The following is an 18856-nucleotide window of genomic DNA, read 5'->3' as shown; positions in this document are numbered from 1 at the left end:
GTGCAAGACGATGCCTACCGTCAGTCGGATGTCGCGATCGGTGCAGGCGTTGTCGGTGACACTCAAGAGTGTCGTTTCTGGGCAACTTGGGTAATGCGTGTCACTAAAGTGCTCAGGGGTGACACGCATGCCGCCTAGAACGCCTGTTTGAGGGCTGTAACAGACTTGTAGGAAAGTCCTGATTTTGACGACTGAGTAGGTCGTTTTCAGGTTTTTTCGGATAGCTGTTCAATTTCAGGCACGGCGTTTGCGTAGTGATAGACAACCAAGCCCCGTGGACGACCCCGGGGCAATAACAAGAAATCAGTGTCCGCCTGAGGCACGCCCTGCATTTGTGTGAGGAGAAATCGCGATGACGTCGTACACCTCCGGGAACCCAACCCAGAACCGCACAACCCCCCAGTCCATCGGGTTTCTTCTCCTGGACAACTTCACCCTCATTTCTCTGGCGTCGGCGGTCGAGCCGCTGCGCATGGCCAACCAGCTGTCCGGCCGCGAGCTGTACCGCTGGCATACCCTGACCGTCGATGGCGGCCAGGTCTGGGCCAGCGACGGCTTGCAGATCACACCCGATGCCGCCATGCACAGCGCGCCCCCCATGGACACGGTCATCGTCTGTGGCGGTGTGGGCATCCAGCGCACCGTGACGCGTGAGCACGTGACCTGGCTGCAAGCCCAGGCTCGCCAGTCGCGCCGCCTTGGGGCGGTGTGCACCGGCAGTTGGGCGCTGGCCTGTGCCGGCCTGCTCGACGGCTTCGATTGCAGCGTGCACTGGGAATGCCTGGCGGCCATGCAAGAGGCCTACCCACGGGTCAACATGAGCACCCGCCTGTTCACGCTCGACCGCAACCGCTTCACCAGCTCAGGCGGCACCGCGCCGTTGGACATGATGCTGCACTTGATCAGCCGCGATCATGGTCGGGAATTGTCGGCGGCCATTTCCGAGATGTTTGTCTACGAGCGCATCCGTAACGAGCAGGATCACCAGCGCGTACCGCTCAAGCACATGCTGGGCACCAATCAGCCGAAACTGCAGGAAATCGTCGCCCTGATGGAAGCCAACCTCGAGGAGCCGATCGACCTGGACGAACTCGCCGTCTACGTATCCGTGTCGCGTCGGCAGCTGGAGCGGCTGTTCCAGAAGTATCTGCACTGCTCGCCTTCGCGCTATTACCTCAAGCTGCGGCTGATACGCGCACGCCAGTTGCTCAAGCAGACGCCGATGTCGATCATCGAGGTGGCTTCGGTCTGCGGCTTCGTGTCCACGCCGCACTTCTCCAAGTGCTACCGCGAATACTTCGGCATTCCACCGCGCGACGAGCGTGTTGGCTCCAATACCACCCAGCAGGTGGCGATGATGCCGATTCCACAGGCCATCACCCTGTCGCCCCACAGTGGTCCGATGGCGGCATTGAGCCAGGCGCGTAATGAGTCAACGTTTGCCAGTGTAAGGCTCTAAGGGTTCAGGGCTGCGCTGCAGCCCGTTCGCCAGCATTGCGCGGCCCCTCCAGGGGCCGGCTTGCCGACGATCACGCCGGCATCGGAGCAATCGCTCAGTCGCGCTTGTTGAATTGCGCCAAGGCTGGCAGCAGCTGTTTATCAATCGCCTGCCGCACGGCCGGTAACAGGGTGGCGCTGCCCGCGTACATCTGCTCGACCATCCCCTTGAGCGCCCGCGCGTTCGGTTCGGTGAGCCCGCGTACTACGGCCTCACACGCCTGCTCGGCGCTGGCACCGGCCGGAATGTCGAACCCGCGTGCCCGCAGATGGCCCGCCAGGTCGTCTTGATCAATCAAATCCGCATGCATCATGGCTGTTGTCCCTTTTATCACTAAGAGAGTGCTGCTGTGATTTACGATCGATTCTGTGACGCCCCCGACATCCCCGCAACAACAGAATGGTGGCATGGCTGCTTTGGCTAAGAACAGGTCGTTTATGGCTAAATCCAGCGCCTGGGAAGTACGCACACTCAAGCCATCTACGGCAACGCAGGTTTGGTCACCCGCGTTCGTGCACAGTGGATGTTGCTCGCTCTTGGCCCCGGATGCTCACGGCTTTCCGGGGTTATTTTTTTTGCTTAATCGGGCGATTTCAACATTCCATGCACCTGATAATTTTGTCAGGTTACCCACTTTTTAATTCCTGCTCTGATAAAGGGAATAGGTCTCTTTTATTGGAGCACACGATGAAACGTCTGAAGTGGCTACGAATATTGATGGGCACTGGCGTATTGCTGGTGATGGCAAGTTCGATGGCCGCATCGCCCTCGGCAACAAGTGAAAAGGGTGTGCCGCAATTGTTTACGCTGGAGTCCACACCTGACCGCGCTACGCTGCAGCGAACGGGAGGGGATTACCTCAAGCGCCTGTTAGACAACCCCGCCAATGAGCAAATCACGCTAATAAAATTGGAGCCTGCGCTCGTCAACAGCCAAACTCATGACCTGGCGGTGACATTGCCCGATGGCAAACACGCGCAGTTCCACCTGCGCAGCTTCAATACGATTTTTGAAGGTTTGCAAGGCTGGGTAGGTTACAAGGCTTCTACCTGGAAGCCGGGCCATGCGCCATCGTCGTCCAGTGAAATCGATATAGACCCGCTGTATTACCTGTCGCTGGTCCGTGATGGACAAACCTTGATAGGCAGCGTCATCATCGACGGCCAGCGATACCGAATTGACCATGTCGGGCCAGCGCAGCACGCGCTGATCAAGATCGACGAGTCGAAATTGCAGCCGGAAGGAGAACCCCTTGAGCCGGAACAGGTAAATGCTACCGATGAAAAAACTGCAAAAACTCCGCAGTCGAGCCACAGTGTCATTCGTGTACTGTTCATAGCGACCAATCAGCGGCGGGCGGCTTCGCCCAATTACAAGGCCGAGTTGGCTAATGCCCTGAACGACGCAAACCAATACATGAGAAACAGTCAAGTGGACGTTACTTTTCAACTGGCCGCATTCTATCCTGGCCCCTATGACGAGACCGGCAGAGATTACGATCAACAACTAAACGATATTCGCTTGGCTCAGCCGTTTGCAGGAGAAGTACTTAAATTACAGGCGGCCGTGGGGGCGGATCTGGTATCCATGTATTCGACCGCAAGGGAGTTCTGTGGGCTGGCTTTTGTCAATCCCGGTTCGGCTCAGGCGCACTCTGTTATTTCGTGCCCGTCTTCCCTTGCGCATGAGATCGGTCATAACTTCGGTGCACATCACAACTGGGCGCCGGGAGATACTGTTGAGAGTCCGCCCTACCAGTACGGCTACCGCTACACTGAAACGCCGCGCTTCCGTACCCAGCTGTCCTATGGTTGCCCAGGGCAACCCTGCGCACGAGTTCCTTACTTGTCAACTCCCAGGCTCACCTATCAGGGAATCCCCTTGGGCACTGTTGAGCACCACGACGTTGCGCGTCGCTTCAACGAGCAGAGGGAAAAATTTGAGAATTTTTACCCGCCCTTTAGAGGCGTCGAACTCACCCTATACAGCGACACCAGTTTTCATGGCAGTTCGTGCTTTGTAGCAATTCCATTCGGCGCCCCGCTCAATCTCGCCAGCCAATGCCCAAGCCAGGCTGTGCGCTCTTTCAAGGTATCGGGGTTTGAGAAAGGGCAGTCGCTGTGCTTCTACGATGGTCCAGGTGAGCGGAGTGTGTGTTATCACGAAGCTTCAGGCGAGCCGCCCGAGAATTTTCAAGTTCCTGATCTAGACCGCGCACTGCTGATCCCGGGCCTAACCACGCAAATTGTAGGAGGTGGTCTGTCGGGTAATGTTGTGGATGTTCTCTATGGTAAACGCGGGGTTTTGCTGTTTGGTCAGGCGGACTTCAAGAGTCCGCTATGCGGCTTCCAGGCTGACGGTCAAGACGTTGCCGTTGCTGATCAGGCTGGCTGCGCTGGCACAGCGGGTTTGGCACGATCTGCGCGAATCTTTAATGAGTCTGTCAATAACCTGAGTGCAGTAGATGCGTGTTTCTCTAATCAGGACCATAGCCGCACCTTATGCTTTAAGGGGAAATATCAAGGCAAATTTGGCGTAGCGAATTTTGACTCTACTGCTGGCATACCTGCGGAAATTAAACGAACCCAGACAGGCAGCTACATGAACGGAAGCGTACACCGGTACCAACAGACTGAAAGCTTTTACCCGCCACTGCCACCCTACCTTTTCAACCAAGGTCACCAGGAAAACGGCAAGCCCACGTGCATGGTTGTTGGGCAGAACCGTTACCTGGAAGCTCGCGCATGCCCGGAAAGTACTGAGCCCGATACGGACTTCATCTGGAAGCCAGTTTCTATCCGTGGCAATCTCACGATATCGCTGAACGGCTCAGGTGAGTGCCTCGCTGAACCTGTCGGCGGCGGGGGCTTCCGTCTGACGGGCTGCCCAGACCCGAGACTGGTGGTGGGGAGCTGGCTGGTCTGGAGCCCGAGGGCTCAGACAGATGGTTCGTTTTTGCTTGAGTGGGGTAAGACGCCGAGGGGCGTGTGCTTGGCCGTCGATGCGAGCAACGATAGGGTAATCAACGCTCCCTGTGATGACACTAACCCGCTGCAGCGCTGGCGCTGGTCTGAGATTTAGACATCAGGGTTGTAACCTCCAAAGCGCTATGCTTTGAGGGGGATTAAGCTACCAGGTTCGCGGGTGAGCCCGCTCAAGCAGGGGGCACGAACATCATCGGGGTCGTGTGTTCAGGCTCATCACCCGGCTGACAAACTCGGCCGGGTGGCGATCCTGCTGCCCATCCACCAACTCCTGTAGTAACCCGCCACTGCGCTCACTGAACGGCGTCGACTTCGGCCCCGCCAAGTCCACATGCAGCTGCATCTGCTCACTGGCCGCCAGCACTTCGTCGAACCCCGCACGGTGCAGGCTGTGGTAGATGTGCAGGCGCTTGCGATCAAAGCCAATGACCTGCGTCTGCACCCACACCTCGGTGCCCAGCTTTACCTCGTGCAGGTAATTGATATGCGCCTCCAGGGTGAACAGCGAATTTCCACTGTGCCCACGGCTGTCTGCATCCAGGCCGATGCGCTCCATCAGCGCATCGGTAGCGTAGCTGAAGATCAGCAGGTAGAAGGCATCGCGCAAATGCCCGTTGTAGTCGACCCAGTCCTCCAGGACCGGTGTGCGGTAAGTGATCAGTGCGGGCATCGCGTGCTCCTCAATCGCCAAAGGCCATACCGTGTTTGGCTTTGCTGGTTTTCACCGCTTCCAGCACCGCCAGCAGGGTGTCATCACGATAGCGCTCCAGCGCGGCAATGCTGCGCTCGCCCAGTTGCTCCAAGGTGCCAACCACCACATCGTCGATCAGCGTGTCGGTCAGCTCCGGTGCCGGCAGGTAGGTCCAGGGCAGCTTCAGCGCCGGGCCGAACTGCGACATGAAGTGGCGCATACCGGCGTCGCCACCCGCGAGGGTGTAGGTGAGGAACGTGCCCATGAACGACCAGCGCAGGCCGGCCCCAAAGCGGATGGCGTCGTCGATTTCGCCGGTGGTCGCCACACCGTCGTTGACCAGGTGCAGGGCCTCGCGCCATAGCGCTTCGAGCAGGCGGTCGGCGATGAAACCGGGTACTTCCTTGCGCACATGCAGCGGGCGCATGCCCAGTGCGGTGTAGATGGTCTTTGCCGCCTCGATGGCTTCAGGCGTGGTGCGGCTGCCGCCGACGATCTCGACCAGTGGCAGCAGGTACACCGGGTTGAACGGGTGGCCGACCACACAGCGCTCCGGGTGAACGGCCGAGGCGTAGAACTCGCTGGGTAACAAGCCCGACGTGCTGCTGGCAATGATTGCATCGGGTTTGGCAGCGGCGCTGATCCGTGCATGCAAATCGAGCTTCAGGTCCAGCCGCTCAGGCGCGCTTTCCTGGATGAAATCAGCTTCGCGCACGCACGTTTCAACGGTATCGACAAAGGTCAGGCGGGCTTGCGATGCGCCTGGGGCAAGGCCCTGTTTCTCCAGGGCAGGCCAGGCGTTGGCAATGCGTTTGCGCAGGGCCTGTTCGGCGCCTGGCGCCGGGTCCCAGGCGATCACGTCCAGCCCCTGGGCGAGGGCGCGTGCAACCCAGCCGCTGCCGATCACGCCGCTGCCCAACGCGGCAAATGTCTTGATGTCAGTGATGAAGTTCATGCGGGTCTCCAGAAGCGATCAGCGACGGTTCAGGTTCATCTTTGCCCGGCCTTCTGCGGGGCTCAGGACTCGGGCACCCAGGCGCGAAATGATCTCTACCGCGCGCTCGACCAACTGGCCGTTGCTCGCCAGTACGCCACGGTCCAGGTACAGGTTGTCTTCCAGGCCGACTCGCACGTTGCCGCCGAGCAACACGGCCTGCGCGGCCATGGGCATCTGCATGCGGCCGATGCCAAAGCCGGCCCAGGTGACATCGGCGGGCAGGTTGTCGACCATGGCTTTCATGGTGGTGGTGTCAGCCGGTGCGCCCCACGGTATCCCGAGGCACAGCTGGAACAAGGGGTTGTCGAGCAGCCCTTCCTTCATCATTTGCTTGGCGAACCACAGGTGGCCGGTATCGAAAATTTCCAGCTCTGCCTTGACCCCCAGCTCCGTAATGCGCCGTGCGCCGGCGCGTAGTTGCGCGGGCGTGGAAACGTAGATGGAATTGCCGTCACCGAAATTGAGGGTGCCGCAGTCCAGGGTGCAGATTTCCGGTAATAACGCCTCGACGTGGGCCAGGCGTTCGAGCGGGCCGATCAGGTCAGTGCCCTGCCCGAATGCCATGGGGTTTTCATCGGGCCCGATTTCCAGGTCGCCGCCCATGCCGGCAGTGAGGTTGACGATGATGTCCACGTCGGCTTCGCGAATGCGCTCCATGACTTCGCGATACAGGGCGACATCACGGCTGAAGCGCCCCGTCTGCGGGTCGCGTACGTGGCAGTGGACCACTGTGGCGCCGGCCTTGGCGGCTTCCACGGCCGCAGCGGCGATCTGCTTCGGCGTGACGGGGACCAGATGGCTTTTTGAGGCAGTGTCGCCGGCGCCGGTCAGGGCGCACGTAATGATGACGTCGTGGTTCATGGGGGATCCTGTGTGATCTGTTGTGGGCTTTTCGCCGGCAAGCCGACCCCTGCAAGGTTCTGGACGAACCTTGGTGTCCATGGATCTGTAGGGGCTGGTTTGTCGGTGACGGGGCGGTTTCAGTTGGCGGTAAGCTTGAGATTGTCGGCGGCCGGCTTGCCATCGAAGGTGGTCACACCCTCAAGCCAGCGGGCCTTATCCTCGGGGTGATCCTTGAGCCATTGGCGCGCCGATTCCAGCGCGTCCTTGTGATCGAGCAGTGGCTGCATCATGCGGCTCTCGTCCTCGGCGCTGAAACTCAGGTTGGCCAACAGGCGGTTGGCATTGGGGCAGCGCGCTGCATAATCGGGCGCGGTGACGGTCCACACCGTCGCGCGGCCTTCGTCCGGGCCGAGCGCGTCCTGGCTGTCCCCGAGGTACACCATGTCGATGTTCACGTTCATGGGGTGTGGGGTCCAGCCGAAGAACACCACGGCTTCCTTGCGCCGTACTGCCCGGTCCACGGCGGCCAGCATGCCCGCTTCGCTGGACTCGACCAGCTGGAACTTGCCCAAGCCGAACTGGTTCTTGGCGATCATGGCCTTGATTTGGGTGTTGGCGCCCGAACCCGGCTCGATGCCATAGAGCTTGCCACCCAGTTCCTTCTCGAATTTATGGATGTCGGCGAAGGTGCGCAGCCCCTTGTCCGCCAGGTATTTGGGCACTGCCAAGGTGGCCCGGGCATCTTCGAGGCTGGCCTTGTCCATGACCTTGACCTGCCCGGCATCGATGAAAGGGGTGATGGTCTGGGTCATGATCGGGTTCCAGTAGCCCAGGAACATGTCCAGGCGTTTGTCGCGAATGCCAGCGAAGATGATCTGCTGCGACGCGCTGGTTTGCTTGGTGGTGTAACCCAGGCCATCGAACAAAGCCTGGGCGATGGCGCTGGTCGCGATCACATCGGTCCAGTTGACCACGCCCAGACGGATATTCTTGCAAGCAGCGGCATCGGCGGCGTAAAGCGAGGGGGTAGCAAGGCTGGTCAGGGCCAAGGTCAACAGGCTGCGGCGGATCAAGCTGTGCATGGTGGCTCTCCATCGGCAGTACAGATTGTTATGGTGGCGGCCTCTGCGGACCGTGTGAACACGCTACGCTGGTGGCACTATTGAAAATCGCACGCCGGCGACCAACATTTGCACGCAGGCGACCTGTTCGCTGGAGCATGCCATGGCGCAGATCATTCACTTTCTGTTGTTACCCGGTTTCTCTGCCATGGGGTTCATCAGTGCCCTGGAGCCCCTGCGCGTGGCCAACAGGTTCAAAGCCCAGGCATACCACTGGCAGGTGTTGAGCCTGGATGGGAGCGCCGTGAACGCCAGCAACGGCATGTCAGTCAATGCCGATGCAGCGCTGGGCGCGCATATGCCCTGCAGTACATTGCTGATCGTGGCAGGCTTCGAACCCCTGGGCTGCTACGCCCCCAAGCTTCAGCAAAGCCTACGGCGCCTGGGTTACGAGGGCGTCATGCTAGGCGGTATCGATACCGGCGCTGTGGTACTGGCCGAGGCAGGCTTGCTCGATGGTCATCGTGCGACCGTGCATTGGGAGGCGCTGGATGCGTTCAGGGAAAACTACCCCAGCCTGCATGCCACCCAGGAGCTGTTCGAAATTGACCGGCAACGCATAACCTGTGCGGGCGGGACCGCTTCGATCGACTTGATGCTCGATTTGATTGCCCAGGCCCATGGCGCCGAGCTGGCCGTGCAGGTTTCCGAGCAGTTCGTGTTGAGCCGTATTCGACCGCGCCAGGATCATCAGCGCATGCAGATCGCTGCACGCTATGGCATCAGCAACCGCAAGCTGGTGCAAGTGATCACAGAGATGGAAAAGCACACCGAACACCCCCTTGATACAACGGAACTGGCCGCGCGCGTGATGATCACGCGTCGTCAGATGGAGCGCCTGTTCAAATTGCATCTCAACGATACGCCCAGCGGCTTTTACCTTGGCCTGCGCCTGGACAAGGCCTGCCAGTTGCTGCGCCAGACCCAGATGACGATCACCCAGATCAGCGTGGCATGCGGTTTTGAACTGCCGTCGTACTTCACCCGACGTTACAAGCGACGCTTCGGGCGCTGCCCACGCGAAGAGCGCAAGGTCTTGAAGTCGTCACCGCCGAATTAGAGGTGATCGATGCTGCTATGCGCCTCGAGACGTCGTTCTACGCAGTCTCTGTGCAGCGCTGCGTACTCATCGACAAGCCGAATACCCAAGTGATCCAGTTCAAGCAACGCCTTGGTTCGACTCGTATCTGGGTGGGTCGAGCATGCCATGTGCAGAACGATGGCCACGGGCCGCGCCGCCTCGTCAGTATCGAAGTCGATGAGCATGTGTGAGCTTGCCGAGCGAGTCTTCAACAAGGCCAGGTCTGGCTGCTTCAGGCCCTGCAGAATGTCGTTGCCCACACGTTGGAACTTGAGATTCTTGCTTTGGGGGACGGGTATCCAACCCGAGAAGATATCTTCGAAAACTGCCTCGGTGGGCACGTAAGGTATCGTCCTGGTGGTCCGCCCGAATAACAAGGCGCCGTAGCGCTCCAGGTTGTTCAGAAAATGCTCGAACCAGCGTTGGCTGTCCAGGTGTTGATTGTGGACAAGGTTGGCTTCCAATTGCGCCACGCGCAGGCAGCCCTGCAGGTCCTCGTAAGGGTGGCTGACAACTTCCATGGATTAGATAGGCCTTCGGCAAACAGGGAAGCCTGGCGCCGCAGCGCGGCGCCAGGGCTTGGTCAGATGTCCAGGGCCAGAATATCGACGGCCTGGCTGGCCAGTTTCAGCCTGACCGCTTCGCGCATGGCATTGAAGTGGCGGATGCTGAACGAACCCTGTTGCGAAGCGCGATACACACGGGTATTGGACTTGTCGAGGGTGCGGCCAGTGGCGCCGGCAGTCTTCTCAGCTTTGTCGTAGCTCAGTTGAACGCTGGTCATGTGCATGATCGGCAGCCCTTGTGGCGACATTTCGCAGGTCGAAATCTGCACGGTGCTGGATTTACCGGAAACGCTCGCGGCGCTTTCTTCCAGCAACTGCTGGGCCTTGGGTGTCTTGACGATCACTTCGAAAGAGCGTTTGACGCAGCGGTTCAGGCGATGACTGTGGCCAATCTGCACCGAGACGATTTCTGGCACCAGGGTTGCCAGGGTATGGGTGTCCTTGTCGATTGCCTCTTCGACGTGGGCGGCGCCAGTGAGCGTCCAGCCGAACTTGCCGAGCCCATCATTGTAGAAGTTGTACCACTCGCGCTGCTGCGTTTCCTTGTCGAACTTCTTGTTCGCCGACAGGTTCATCAGACGCATGCCGTCCAGCACGTCTTCAGCGACGCTGGCCGGTACGTCTGGTGCGAAGATGCACACGGTGTTGGCCACCATGACGGCCCGCTCTTCGCCTTCTTTCTTCAAGGCAGCGATGGCACTGTCCATGTCGGTTTTAGTGAGGTTCACGGTCATATCTGCGACTCCTGTTAAGTGGGTGAAGCGCCTTGGATAAGGCGCTTGGCACTCACTTTGATACGAGCCAGCTTGATGAATAAGCCGCAAACTTTTCCTGACCAGGCAGTCTCGCTCTACTGTTGCAGAATCGATTGCAGGTACTCGGACCGGTCATCAGTGCGCTGCGCAACGCAGGTGTCCCAGGCTGCCTGGTAAGCCCCGCCGTTGGTTGGCAGGGCGAAGGTTTCCGCCTTGCAATCGGCATCGCGAAGCTGCGTCCATAGCCCCTGAGCCTGTTTCAAGCGCTCGATCATCGTTGCTGCAATGCTGCCTTTGTCGTCGAACGCGTCATGAACGCGCTGGAGAAGTTCGTCATAAGCCGATTTCAGCTCCCGCTCGGAGGCTTGCTTGTTGAATGCTGCGCAGGCATGGGCTTGCGCCTCTGTCTCGACGTTGTCACACGGGGTATTTTCCTCCTCACCGGCCTGGGCTGCCGCCACCACCGCCAGCAGTACCAATGCTGCCATCGCCTTCATTCGCTGTTTCCTCCATCGGCTGACGAATGCCGACGATTCTCGCGCACTCTCGGCGCGTACGGTATCACCTGGGCAGATTGTTCATCAAAGGACCCTCCATGGTCGTTATCGAGACTGTGTCTCATCGCCACAGACCGCGCCAGAGCGCGCGTTGTCGCGCGTTGACGCTTTCGGCAAACCCCCTGTCGTTTTTGCATCGGGGCGCCTCGGGGCACAGGCATATGCTGGCCCCAAAGCGCCGGCACAAGGTTTGGCGCCAGCCCATTCAATAAAAGGGGACGCCTGATGAGCCCAGCCGAATTACACGCCGACAGCATCGTCATCGATGGCCTGATTATCGCCAAGTGGAACCGCGAGCTGTTCGAGGATATGCGCAAAGGTGGCCTTACCGCCGCCAACTGCACCGTGTCGGTTTGGGAAGGTTTCAAGGCCACCGTCGACCAGATCGCCGCCAGCCAGAAGCTTATCCGCGAGAACAGCGACCTGGTGATGCCCGTGCGCACCACCGCCGACATTCGCAAGGCCAAGGAACTGGGCAAGACCGGTATCCTCTTCGGCTTCCAGAACGCCCATGCCTTCGAAGACCAGATCGGTTACGTGGAGGTGTTCAAGCAGCTGGGCGTGGGCATCGTGCAGATGTGCTACAACACCCAGAACCTGGTGGGGACCGGCTGCTACGAGCGCGATGGCGGCCTGTCAGGCTTCGGTCGCGAGATCGTTGCCGAAATGAACCGCGTCGGCATCATGTGCGACTTGTCCCACGTCGGGTCCAAAACCTCCGAGGAAGTCATCCTCGAATCGAAAAAGCCGGTGTGCTACTCCCACTGCTTGCCATCGGGCCTCAAGGAGCACCCTCGCAACAAGTCCGATGAGGAACTGAAGTTCATCGCCGACCACGGTGGTTTCGTTGGCGTGACCATGTTTGCACCGTTCCTGGCCAAGGGGATCGACTCGACCATCGACGATTATGCCGAGGCCATCGAGTACACCATGAACATCGTGGGTGAAGATGCCATCGGCATCGGTACCGACTTCACCCAGGGTCACGGCAAGGAATTCTTCGAATACCTTACCCACGACAAGGGCTACGCCCGTCGCCTGACCAACTTCGGCAAGATCATCAACCCACTGGGCATTCGTACCGTGGGCGAGTTCCCCAACCTCACCGAGACCCTGCTCAAACGTGGCCACTCCGAGCGCGTGGTTCGCAAGATCATGGGCGAGAACTGGGTCAACGTATTGAAAGACGTCTGGGGCGAATAAGCCGCTCTCCAAGCTTCAAGCCCCTGCCAACAACGCCGGGGCAACCCAATAAAAATTTTTTCTGGAGTTGAGTTTCCATGGCCAAGATCGCCCCGCAATTGCCAATCGAAGTCGACAGCGAGACCGGTGTCTGGACCAGCGACGCCTTGCCGATGCTGTACGTGCCACGCCATTTCTTCGTCAACAACCACATGGGCATCGAAGAAGTCCTGGGCGCCGACAAGTACGCCGAAATTCTCTACAAGGCCGGTTACAAGTCGGCGTGGCACTGGTGCGAGAAGGAAGCCGAGTGCCATGGCCTGGAAGGGGTCGCGGTCTTTGAGCACTACATGAAACGCCTGAGCCAGCGCGGCTGGGGGCTGTTCGAGATCCAGGACATCGACCTGGACAAGGGCACGTGCAGCGTCAAGCTCAAGCACTCGGCTTTCGTCTACGTCTATGGCAAGTGCGGCCGCAAGGTCGACTACATGTTCACTGGCTGGTTCGCCGGTGCCATGGACCAGATTCTCGCTGCCCGCGGCAGCTCGATCCGCACCGTTGCCGAGCAGGTATATGGCGGGTCGGAAGAAGGCCACGAAGATGGCCTGTTCGTAACGAAGCCGTTGTAAGCCGGAGATAGCGTCATGGCATTCGAAGCAATGTTCCAGCCGATCCAGATCGGCAAACTGACCGTCCGCAACCGCGTGCTCAGCACCGCGCACGCCGAGGTCTACGCCACTGACGGCGGCATGACGACCGACCGCTATGTGAAGTATTACGAAGAAAAGGCCAAGGGCGGCATCGGCCTGGCGATCTGCGGCGGCTCGTCCGTGGTGGCCATCGACAGTCCGCAGGAATGGTGGTCGTCGGTCAACCTGTCCACCGACCGTATCATTCCGCACTTCCAGAACCTGGCCGACGCCATGCACAAGCATGGCGCCAAGATCATGATCCAGATTACCCACATGGGTCGTCGTTCGCGCTGGGATGGCTTCAACTGGCCGACCCTGATGTCGCCCTCGGGCATCCGCGAACCGGTGCACCGCGCCACCTGCAAGACCATCGAGGTGGAAGAGATCTGGCGTGTGATCGGTAACTACGCGCAGGCGGCCCGCCGTGCCAAGGAAGGTGGCCTCGATGGCGTCGAGCTGTCGGCGGTGCACCAGCACATGATCGACCAGTTCTGGAGCCCGCGCGTCAACAAGCGTACCGACGAGTGGGGCGGCAGCTTCGAAGGCCGCATGAAGTTCGGCCTGGAAGTGCTCAAGGCCGTGCGTGCCGAAGTGGGCGACGACTTCTGCGTGGGCATGCGGATCTGCGGCGACGAGTTTCACCCCGATGGCCTCAGCCACGAGGACATGAAGCAGATCGCTGCCTACTACGATGGCACCGGCATGCTCGACTTCATCGGTGTGGTGGGCTCGGGTTGCGATACCCACAATACTCTGGCCAACGTCATTCCGAACATGAGCTACCCGCCAGAGCCGTTCCTGCATTTGGCAGCTGGCATCAAGGAAGTGGTCAAGGTCCCGGTCCTGCACGCGCAGAACATCAAGGACCCGAACCAGGCTACCCGGATTCTCGAAGGTGGTTATGTGGACATGGTCGGCATGACCCGTGCACACATGGCCGACCCGCACCTGATCGCCAAGATCAAGATGGGCCAGATCGACCAGATCAAGCAGTGCGTCGGCGCCAACTACTGCATCGACCGCCAGTACCAAGGCCTGGACGTGCTGTGCATCCAGAACGCCGCGACCTCCCGTGAGTACATGGGTGTGCCGCACATCATCGAGAAGACCACCGGCGCCAAGCGCAAGGTCGTCATCGTCGGTGCCGGCCCTGCAGGCATGGAGGCGGCGCGCGTGGCCGCCGAGCGTGGCCACGATGTGACCCTGTTCGAAAAACGCGACCAGATCGGTGGCCAGATCACTATCGCGGCCAAGGCGCCGCAACGTGACCAGATTGCTGGCATTACCCGCTGGTACCAATTGGAGCTGGCCCGCCTGAAGGTGGACCTGCGCCTGGGCACTGCGGCCGATGTAGACACCATCCAGGATCTGCGCCCGGACATCATTGTGCTGGCCGTGGGCGGGCATTCGTTCCTGGAGCAGAACGAACATTGGGGTGCAGCAGAAGGGCTGGTGGTCAGCAGCTGGGACGTGCTCGATGGCAAGGTCGCGCCGGGCAAGAACGTGCTGGTGTACGACACCATCTGCGAGTTCACCGGCATGTCGGTGGCCGACTTCATCGCTGACAAGGGGAGCCAGGTCGAGATCGTCACCGACGACATCAAGCCGGGTGTGGCCATGGGCGGTACGACCTTCCCGACCTACTACCGCAGCATGTACCCCAAGGAAGTGATCATGACCGGGGACATGATGCTGGAGAAAGTCTACCGCGAGGGCGACAAGCTGGTCGCTGTGCTGGAGAACGAGTACACCGGCGCCAAGGAAGAGCGGGTGGTGGATCAGGTGGTGGTGGAGAACGGCGTGCGTCCGGACGAGCAGCTGTACTACGCCCTCAAGGACGGCTCGCGCAACAAGGGCCAGATCGACGTGGAGGCGCTGTTCGCCATCAAGCCACAGCCGATCCTGAGCCAGCCAGGCGAAGGCTACCTGCTGTACCGCATCGGCGACTGTGTAGCCCAGCGTAACGTGCATGCGGCGATCTACGATGCCTTGCGGCTGTGCAAGGACTTCTGATCGCACCGCCTTTCTGAAAGCGGGACTGGCCCCCCTGTAGGAGCGGCCTTGCGCCGCGAAAGGATCGCGAAGCGGCCCCAGCATTTCATCAGTACCAAGGATGCTGGGGCCGCTTCGCAGCCTTTTCGCGGTAACAGGCCGCTCCTACAGGGGTCCGCGCTGGCCTTCGGGGTGGCGCAAGAATCTAGCTGTTGTGGGAGCTTCCCATGTTGAACACCCTTCTACCCATCCTGCTGTTCGCCGCGCTCGGGCTTGCCGTGCTCGGTGCGCTGCGCCGTGTGAACATGTGGCGCCGTGGCCGGCCCTCCAAGGTGGACCTGGTCGGCGGCCTGCTGGCCATGCCGCGCCGCTATCTGGTGGACCTGCACCATGTGGTCGAGCGCGACAAGTACATGTCCAACACCCACGTGGCCACCGCTGGTGGTTTCGTGCTCTCGGCGCTGCTGGCGATCCTGGTGCATGGTTTCGGCCTGCAGAGCAAGATCCTGGGTTACGCCTTGCTGCTGGCCACGGTGATCATGTTCACCGGCGCCATCTTCGTCTTCAAGCGTCGCCTGAACCCGCCTTCGCGCCTGTCCAAGGGCCCGTGGATGCGCCTGCCCAAGAGCCTGCTGGTATTTGCTGCCAGCTTCTTCATCGCCACCTTGCCAGTGGCCGGTATTCTGCCGGCCAACACGGGCGGCTGGGTGATGGTCGGCATTCTGGGCCTGGGCGTGCTATGGGGCGTGTCGGAGCTCTTCTTCGGCATGACCTGGGGCGGGCCCATGAAGCACGCCTTCGCCGGTGCCCTGCACCTGGCCTGGCACCGGCGCGCCGAGCGTTTCGGTGGAGGCCGCTCAACCGGCCTCAAGCCGTTGGACCTGGAAGACCCACGTGCGCCGCTTGGCGTGGAAAAGCCGGTGGACTTCACCTGGAACCAGCTGCTGGGCTTTGACGCCTGCGTGCAATGCGGCAAGTGCGAGGCCATGTGCCCGGCCTTCGCCGCTGGGCAGCCGTTGAACCCGAAAAAACTCATTCAGGACATGGTCATCGGCCTGGCGGGCGGGACCGACGCCAAGTTCGCTGGCAGCCCCTATCCTGGCAAGCCATTGGGTGAGCACGGCGGCCACCCCCACCAGCCCATCGTCAATGGTCTGGTCGATGCCGAGACACTGTGGTCGTGCACCACTTGCCGCGCGTGTGTTGAAGAGTGCCCGATGATGATCGAGCACGTCGATGCCATCGTCGATATGCGCCGCCACCTCACCCTGGAAAAAGGCGCCACCCCGAACAAGGGTGCCGAGGTGCTCGACAACCTGATTGCCACTGACAACCCCGGTGGCTTCGCACCAGGTGGCCGCATGAACTGGGCTGCCGACCTGAACCTCAAGCTGCTGTCCGAGGTGAAGAGCACCGAGGTGCTGTTCTGGGTGGGCGACGGCGCGTTCGACATGCGCAACCAGCGCACGCTGCGTTCGTTCGTCAAGGTACTCAAGGCTTCGGGTGTGGACTTCGCCGTGCTGGGCCTGGAGGAGCGCGACAGCGGCGACGTGGCGCGCCGCCTGGGTGACGAAGCGACGTTCCAGCAACTGGCCAAACGCAATATCCAGACCCTGGCCAAGTACAAGTTCCAGCGCATCGTCACCTGCGACCCGCACAGCTTCCATGTGCTCAAGAATGAATACGGCGCGCTGGGCGGCAACTACCAGGTGCAGCACCACAGCACCTACATCGCCGAGCTGATTGGCGCCAACAAGCTCAACCTGGGACAGCACAAGGGCGGCAGCGTCACCTACCACGATCCGTGCTACCTGGGCCGCTACAACGGCGAGTACGAGGCGCCTCGCGAGGTGCTCCGCGCGCTGGGCATCGAAGTTCGCGAAATGGAGCGCTCGGGCTTTCGCTCACGTTGCTGTGGCGGGGGCGGCGGTGCGCCGATCACTGACATCCCTGGCAAACAGCGTATTCCCGACATGCGCATGGACGACATCCGTACCACCGAAGCCGAAGTGGTCGCCGTGGGCTGCCCGCAGTGCACGGCCATGCTTGAGGGTGTAGTAGAGCCACGGCCGCTGATCAAGGACCTGGCCGAACTGGTGGCCGATGTACTGATCGAGGAAGAGGCCCAGCCAGCGGCTGCCAAGCCTGCGAAATCCAAACGTGAACCTGCGGAGGTGCATTGATGAGCGACATCATCCGCCGCGACCCTCGCGCCGAGTGGATCGCCCGTAACCGTCTGCATCCGCTGCATGCGGCCATGCAGACGCAACAGACCAGCTGGATGGGGCCCAACGGCCTCGTGCGCAAGAACCCGCACGCCAGTGCAGCAGGCTTCATCGGCCCCAACGGCCTCAAGCGCATCGACCGCTCGGGGGCCCAGCAGGGTACCAGTGGTGGCGCACGGCGTAGCGCTGCGGCCGAAGTGCAGTTGCCGCTGCACCAGGTGCCAGAGCCTGCGTTCTACATTGCCGTAGTACCGGACATGATCGGCGGGCGCCTGGGTAGCCATGACCGCGACCTGCTGGGCCTAGCCCATGGGCTGGCGGGCAGCGACGGTGCGGTACTGGCAATCGTGTTCGGCGAGCACAAGGAAACCAACTTTGCCGGCGCAGGTGTGGACCGCTTGCTGGTCATCGAAGGCGAGGCGTATCAAGGGTATGCACCGGAGCAGTTGGTGCAGGGCTTGCGCGCTGTCGACAACCAGTTCGCTCCGCGCCACTGGCTGCTGCCAGACAGCCGGACCGGCGGTGGCGAGCTCGGCCGACGCCTGGGTGCTGCGCTGGGTGAGCGCCCGGCAACACGCGTCTGGCAGGTCAAGGACGGGCAGTGCATCGGCCGCGCCGGTGCGGGCCAGCAAGACATGCAACGCGCGCTGCCACGCCTGATCCTGGCTGCGGCCGAATGTGCAGAGCCTGTCAGCGAAACCCGTCACGAGGCTTTGCCGGTCGAATTGTCCGGCAGTGTGGCGCGCAGTATCTCGCGCATCGAGGACCTGGGCTCGGTGGCCGTCGACCCGGCCAAGATCGCCATGGCCGAAGCCGAGTTCATCGTATCCGGCGGTAACGGGGTCAAGGACTGGGCCCTGTTCCACAAGGCGACCACGGCACTGGGCGCGACCCAAGGCGCATCGCGGGTGGCGGTGGATGATGGCCACATGCCCCGTGATCGCCAGGTCGGCGCCACGGGTACGTGGGTAACGGCTCGGGTGTACATGGCGGTAGGTATCTCTGGCGCTATCCAGCACCTGCAGGGCATCGGCGCCTGTGACAAGGTGGTGGCGATCAACATGGACCCAGGCTGCGACATGATCAAACGCGCCGACCTGTCGGTGATTGGCGACAGCGCGGCGATTCTTCAGGCACTGATCGACGCTGTGGAACAGTTCCGCAACGGCGCCCAGCGTGACGCGGCATAAGGGCACGAGCATGAGTACGAAAGTCATCAGCCTGGTTTCGATCGGTGCGCATCCAAGCTCCGGTCGCACGCGGCGCGCCGAGCAGGACTCGCGGGCAGTCGAGTTGGGCCTGCAACTGGCCGGCGAAGACCTGCAAGTCGTGCACGCAGGGGATCCCCGTGAGGAAGCGTTGCGCGGTTACCTGGGGATGGGCCTGGAACATTTGGATGTGCTTGAGCAACCCGCTGGCGCCGATGTGCTGGGAGTGCTAGGCGATTACCTGCGCGGTGCCGGTGCGCAACTGGTACTTACTGGCAGCCAGGCCGAGACGGGGGAGGGGTCGGGCATGTTGCCGTTCCTGCTCGCCGAAAAACTTGGCTGGCCGTTGGTGGTGGGGCTGGCCGAGGTGGAATCCATCGAGAACGGTACTGCCCAGGTGTTGCAGGCGCTACCGCGCGGTCAGCGCCGGCGTTTGAAAGTACGCCTACCCATGGTGGCGACGG

General features: G+C 61.0%; 16 protein-coding genes and 1 pseudogene. 9 read left to right on the top strand and 8 right to left on the bottom strand.

What is annotated here, in order from left to right:
• Positions 1-352: 352 nt before the first annotated feature.
• Positions 353-1459, top strand: coding sequence for a GlxA family transcriptional regulator (locus ACK59L_RS11150; protein ID WP_023532694.1), 1107 nt, complete (start codon positions 353-355; stop codon positions 1457-1459).
• Between the two features lie 94 nt (positions 1460-1553).
• Here the strand turns inward: ACK59L_RS11150 and ACK59L_RS11145 are convergent, their stop codons facing one another.
• Positions 1554-1811 (bottom strand): hypothetical protein, encoded by a 258-nt coding sequence (locus ACK59L_RS11145; RefSeq protein WP_196134777.1) that lies wholly within the window; start codon positions 1809-1811, stop codon positions 1554-1556.
• A 374-nt stretch (positions 1812-2185) separates the two neighbouring features.
• Between ACK59L_RS11145 and ACK59L_RS11140 the strand changes: the two genes are divergently transcribed.
• Positions 2186-4579 (top strand): zinc-dependent metalloprotease family protein, encoded by a 2394-nt coding sequence (locus ACK59L_RS11140; protein ID WP_409273593.1) that lies wholly within the window; start codon positions 2186-2188, stop codon positions 4577-4579.
• 93 nt (positions 4580-4672) lie between these two features.
• On the opposite strand, the gene ACK59L_RS11135 is transcribed toward ACK59L_RS11140, so the two are convergent.
• The 4 genes from ACK59L_RS11135 to choX all read right to left on the bottom strand — a co-directional run bounded on the left by ACK59L_RS11135 (position 4673) and on the right by choX (position 8095).
• Entirely contained in the window at positions 4673-5152 is a 480-nt protein-coding gene (locus ACK59L_RS11135) for a thioesterase family protein (RefSeq protein WP_409273591.1), read from the bottom strand.
• A gap of 10 nt (positions 5153-5162) precedes the next feature.
• Positions 5163-6128 (bottom strand): L-carnitine dehydrogenase, encoded by a 966-nt coding sequence (locus ACK59L_RS11130; RefSeq protein WP_409273589.1) that lies wholly within the window; start codon positions 6126-6128, stop codon positions 5163-5165.
• A gap of 18 nt (positions 6129-6146) precedes the next feature.
• A complete protein-coding gene (locus ACK59L_RS11125) occupies positions 6147-7031 on the bottom strand; it encodes a 3-keto-5-aminohexanoate cleavage protein (RefSeq protein WP_058638099.1) in 885 nt (294 codons plus the stop codon).
• Between the two features lie 119 nt (positions 7032-7150).
• On the bottom strand, positions 7151-8095 hold the full coding sequence (choX, locus tag ACK59L_RS11120) for a choline ABC transporter substrate-binding protein (RefSeq protein ID WP_409273586.1): 945 nt from the start codon (positions 8093-8095) through the stop codon (positions 7151-7153).
• Positions 8096-8237: 142 nt separating this feature from the next.
• On the opposite strand from choX, the gene ACK59L_RS11115 reads away from it, so the two are divergent.
• Complete coding sequence (locus ACK59L_RS11115) at positions 8238-9194, top strand: GlxA family transcriptional regulator (RefSeq protein WP_409273584.1); 957 nt, start codon at positions 8238-8240, stop codon at positions 9192-9194.
• Here the strand turns inward: ACK59L_RS11115 and ACK59L_RS11110 are convergent.
• From ACK59L_RS11110 to ACK59L_RS11100, 3 genes are all read right to left on the bottom strand, one after another.
• A complete protein-coding gene (locus ACK59L_RS11110) occupies positions 9191-9736 on the bottom strand; it encodes a hypothetical protein (protein ID WP_409273582.1) in 546 nt (181 codons plus the stop codon). The genes ACK59L_RS11115 and ACK59L_RS11110 overlap by 4 nt on opposite strands.
• A gap of 62 nt (positions 9737-9798) precedes the next feature.
• Positions 9799-10515, bottom strand: coding sequence for a hypothetical protein (locus ACK59L_RS11105; RefSeq protein ID WP_196134783.1), 717 nt, complete (start codon positions 10513-10515; stop codon positions 9799-9801).
• Between the two features lie 116 nt (positions 10516-10631).
• Positions 10632-11033 carry a lysozyme inhibitor LprI family protein gene (locus ACK59L_RS11100; RefSeq protein WP_409273579.1) on the bottom strand — a complete coding sequence of 134 codons (402 nt, stop codon included), beginning with the start codon at positions 11031-11033 and terminating at the stop codon, positions 10632-10634.
• Positions 11034-11318: 285 nt separating this feature from the next.
• Here ACK59L_RS11100 and ACK59L_RS11095 point away from each other — a divergent pair, with 285 nt between their 5' ends.
• The 6 genes and pseudogenes from ACK59L_RS11095 to ACK59L_RS11070 form a co-directional block, all read left to right on the top strand.
• Positions 11319-12296 (top strand): dipeptidase, encoded by a 978-nt coding sequence (locus tag ACK59L_RS11095; RefSeq protein WP_023532386.1) that lies wholly within the window; start codon positions 11319-11321, stop codon positions 12294-12296.
• A 77-nt stretch (positions 12297-12373) separates the two neighbouring features.
• Entirely contained in the window at positions 12374-12904 is a 531-nt protein-coding gene (locus tag ACK59L_RS11090; RefSeq protein WP_013970507.1) for a DUF5943 domain-containing protein, read from the top strand.
• Between the two features lie 15 nt (positions 12905-12919).
• Entirely contained in the window at positions 12920-14980 is a 2061-nt protein-coding gene (dgcA, locus tag ACK59L_RS11085) for a dimethylglycine demethylation protein DgcA (RefSeq protein WP_027913555.1), read from the top strand.
• Between the two features lie 206 nt (positions 14981-15186).
• Positions 15187-17142, top strand: coding sequence for a dimethylglycine demethylation protein DgcB (dgcB, locus tag ACK59L_RS11080; protein WP_196141917.1), 1956 nt, complete (start codon positions 15187-15189; stop codon positions 17140-17142).
• On the top strand, positions 17142-18374 hold the full coding sequence (locus tag ACK59L_RS11075; protein WP_100852396.1) for an electron transfer flavoprotein subunit alpha/FixB family protein: 1233 nt from the start codon (positions 17142-17144) through the stop codon (positions 18372-18374). The genes dgcB and ACK59L_RS11075 overlap by 1 nt, the downstream gene beginning before the upstream one ends.
• 10 nt (positions 18375-18384) lie before the next feature.
• Positions 18385-18856, top strand: a pseudogene (locus ACK59L_RS11070) (electron transfer flavoprotein subunit beta); the annotation flags it as partial.

The sequence above is a fragment of the Pseudomonas sp. KCJK9111 genome (genome assembly GCF_046231935.1).
GTDB classification, from domain to species: Bacteria; Pseudomonadota; Gammaproteobacteria; order Pseudomonadales; family Pseudomonadaceae; genus Aquipseudomonas; species Aquipseudomonas parafulva_B.
Note: the sequence above shows the minus strand (reverse complement) of the source record. Positions and strands in the feature narration are given on the sequence as shown.

Bases quoted from the DNA above. Each gene is read 5' to 3' on its own strand.
- ACK59L_RS11150 (WP_023532694.1), top strand. From the start codon at position 353: ATGACGTCGTACACCTCCGGGAACCCAACCCAGAACCGCACAACCCCC.
- ACK59L_RS11145 (WP_196134777.1), bottom strand. From the start codon at position 1,811: ATGATGCATGCGGATTTGATTGATCAAGACGACCTGGCGGGCCATCTG.
- ACK59L_RS11140 (WP_409273593.1), top strand. From the start codon at position 2,186: ATGAAACGTCTGAAGTGGCTACGAATATTGATGGGCACTGGCGTATTG.
- ACK59L_RS11135 (WP_409273591.1), bottom strand. From the start codon at position 5,152: ATGCCCGCACTGATCACTTACCGCACACCGGTCCTGGAGGACTGGGTC.
- ACK59L_RS11130 (WP_409273589.1), bottom strand. From the start codon at position 6,128: ATGAACTTCATCACTGACATCAAGACATTTGCCGCGTTGGGCAGCGGC.
- ACK59L_RS11125 (WP_058638099.1), bottom strand. From the start codon at position 7,031: ATGAACCACGACGTCATCATTACGTGCGCCCTGACCGGCGCCGGCGAC.
- choX (WP_409273586.1), bottom strand. From the start codon at position 8,095: ATGCACAGCTTGATCCGCCGCAGCCTGTTGACCTTGGCCCTGACCAGC.
- ACK59L_RS11115 (WP_409273584.1), top strand. From the start codon at position 8,238: ATGGCGCAGATCATTCACTTTCTGTTGTTACCCGGTTTCTCTGCCATG.
- ACK59L_RS11110 (WP_409273582.1), bottom strand. From the start codon at position 9,736: ATGGAAGTTGTCAGCCACCCTTACGAGGACCTGCAGGGCTGCCTGCGC.
- ACK59L_RS11105 (WP_196134783.1), bottom strand. From the start codon at position 10,515: ATGACCGTGAACCTCACTAAAACCGACATGGACAGTGCCATCGCTGCC.
- ACK59L_RS11100 (WP_409273579.1), bottom strand. From the start codon at position 11,033: ATGAAGGCGATGGCAGCATTGGTACTGCTGGCGGTGGTGGCGGCAGCC.
- ACK59L_RS11095 (WP_023532386.1), top strand. From the start codon at position 11,319: ATGAGCCCAGCCGAATTACACGCCGACAGCATCGTCATCGATGGCCTG.
- ACK59L_RS11090 (WP_013970507.1), top strand. From the start codon at position 12,374: ATGGCCAAGATCGCCCCGCAATTGCCAATCGAAGTCGACAGCGAGACC.
- dgcA (WP_027913555.1), top strand. From the start codon at position 12,920: ATGGCATTCGAAGCAATGTTCCAGCCGATCCAGATCGGCAAACTGACC.
- dgcB (WP_196141917.1), top strand. From the start codon at position 15,187: ATGTTGAACACCCTTCTACCCATCCTGCTGTTCGCCGCGCTCGGGCTT.
- ACK59L_RS11075 (WP_100852396.1), top strand. From the start codon at position 17,142: ATGAGCGACATCATCCGCCGCGACCCTCGCGCCGAGTGGATCGCCCGT.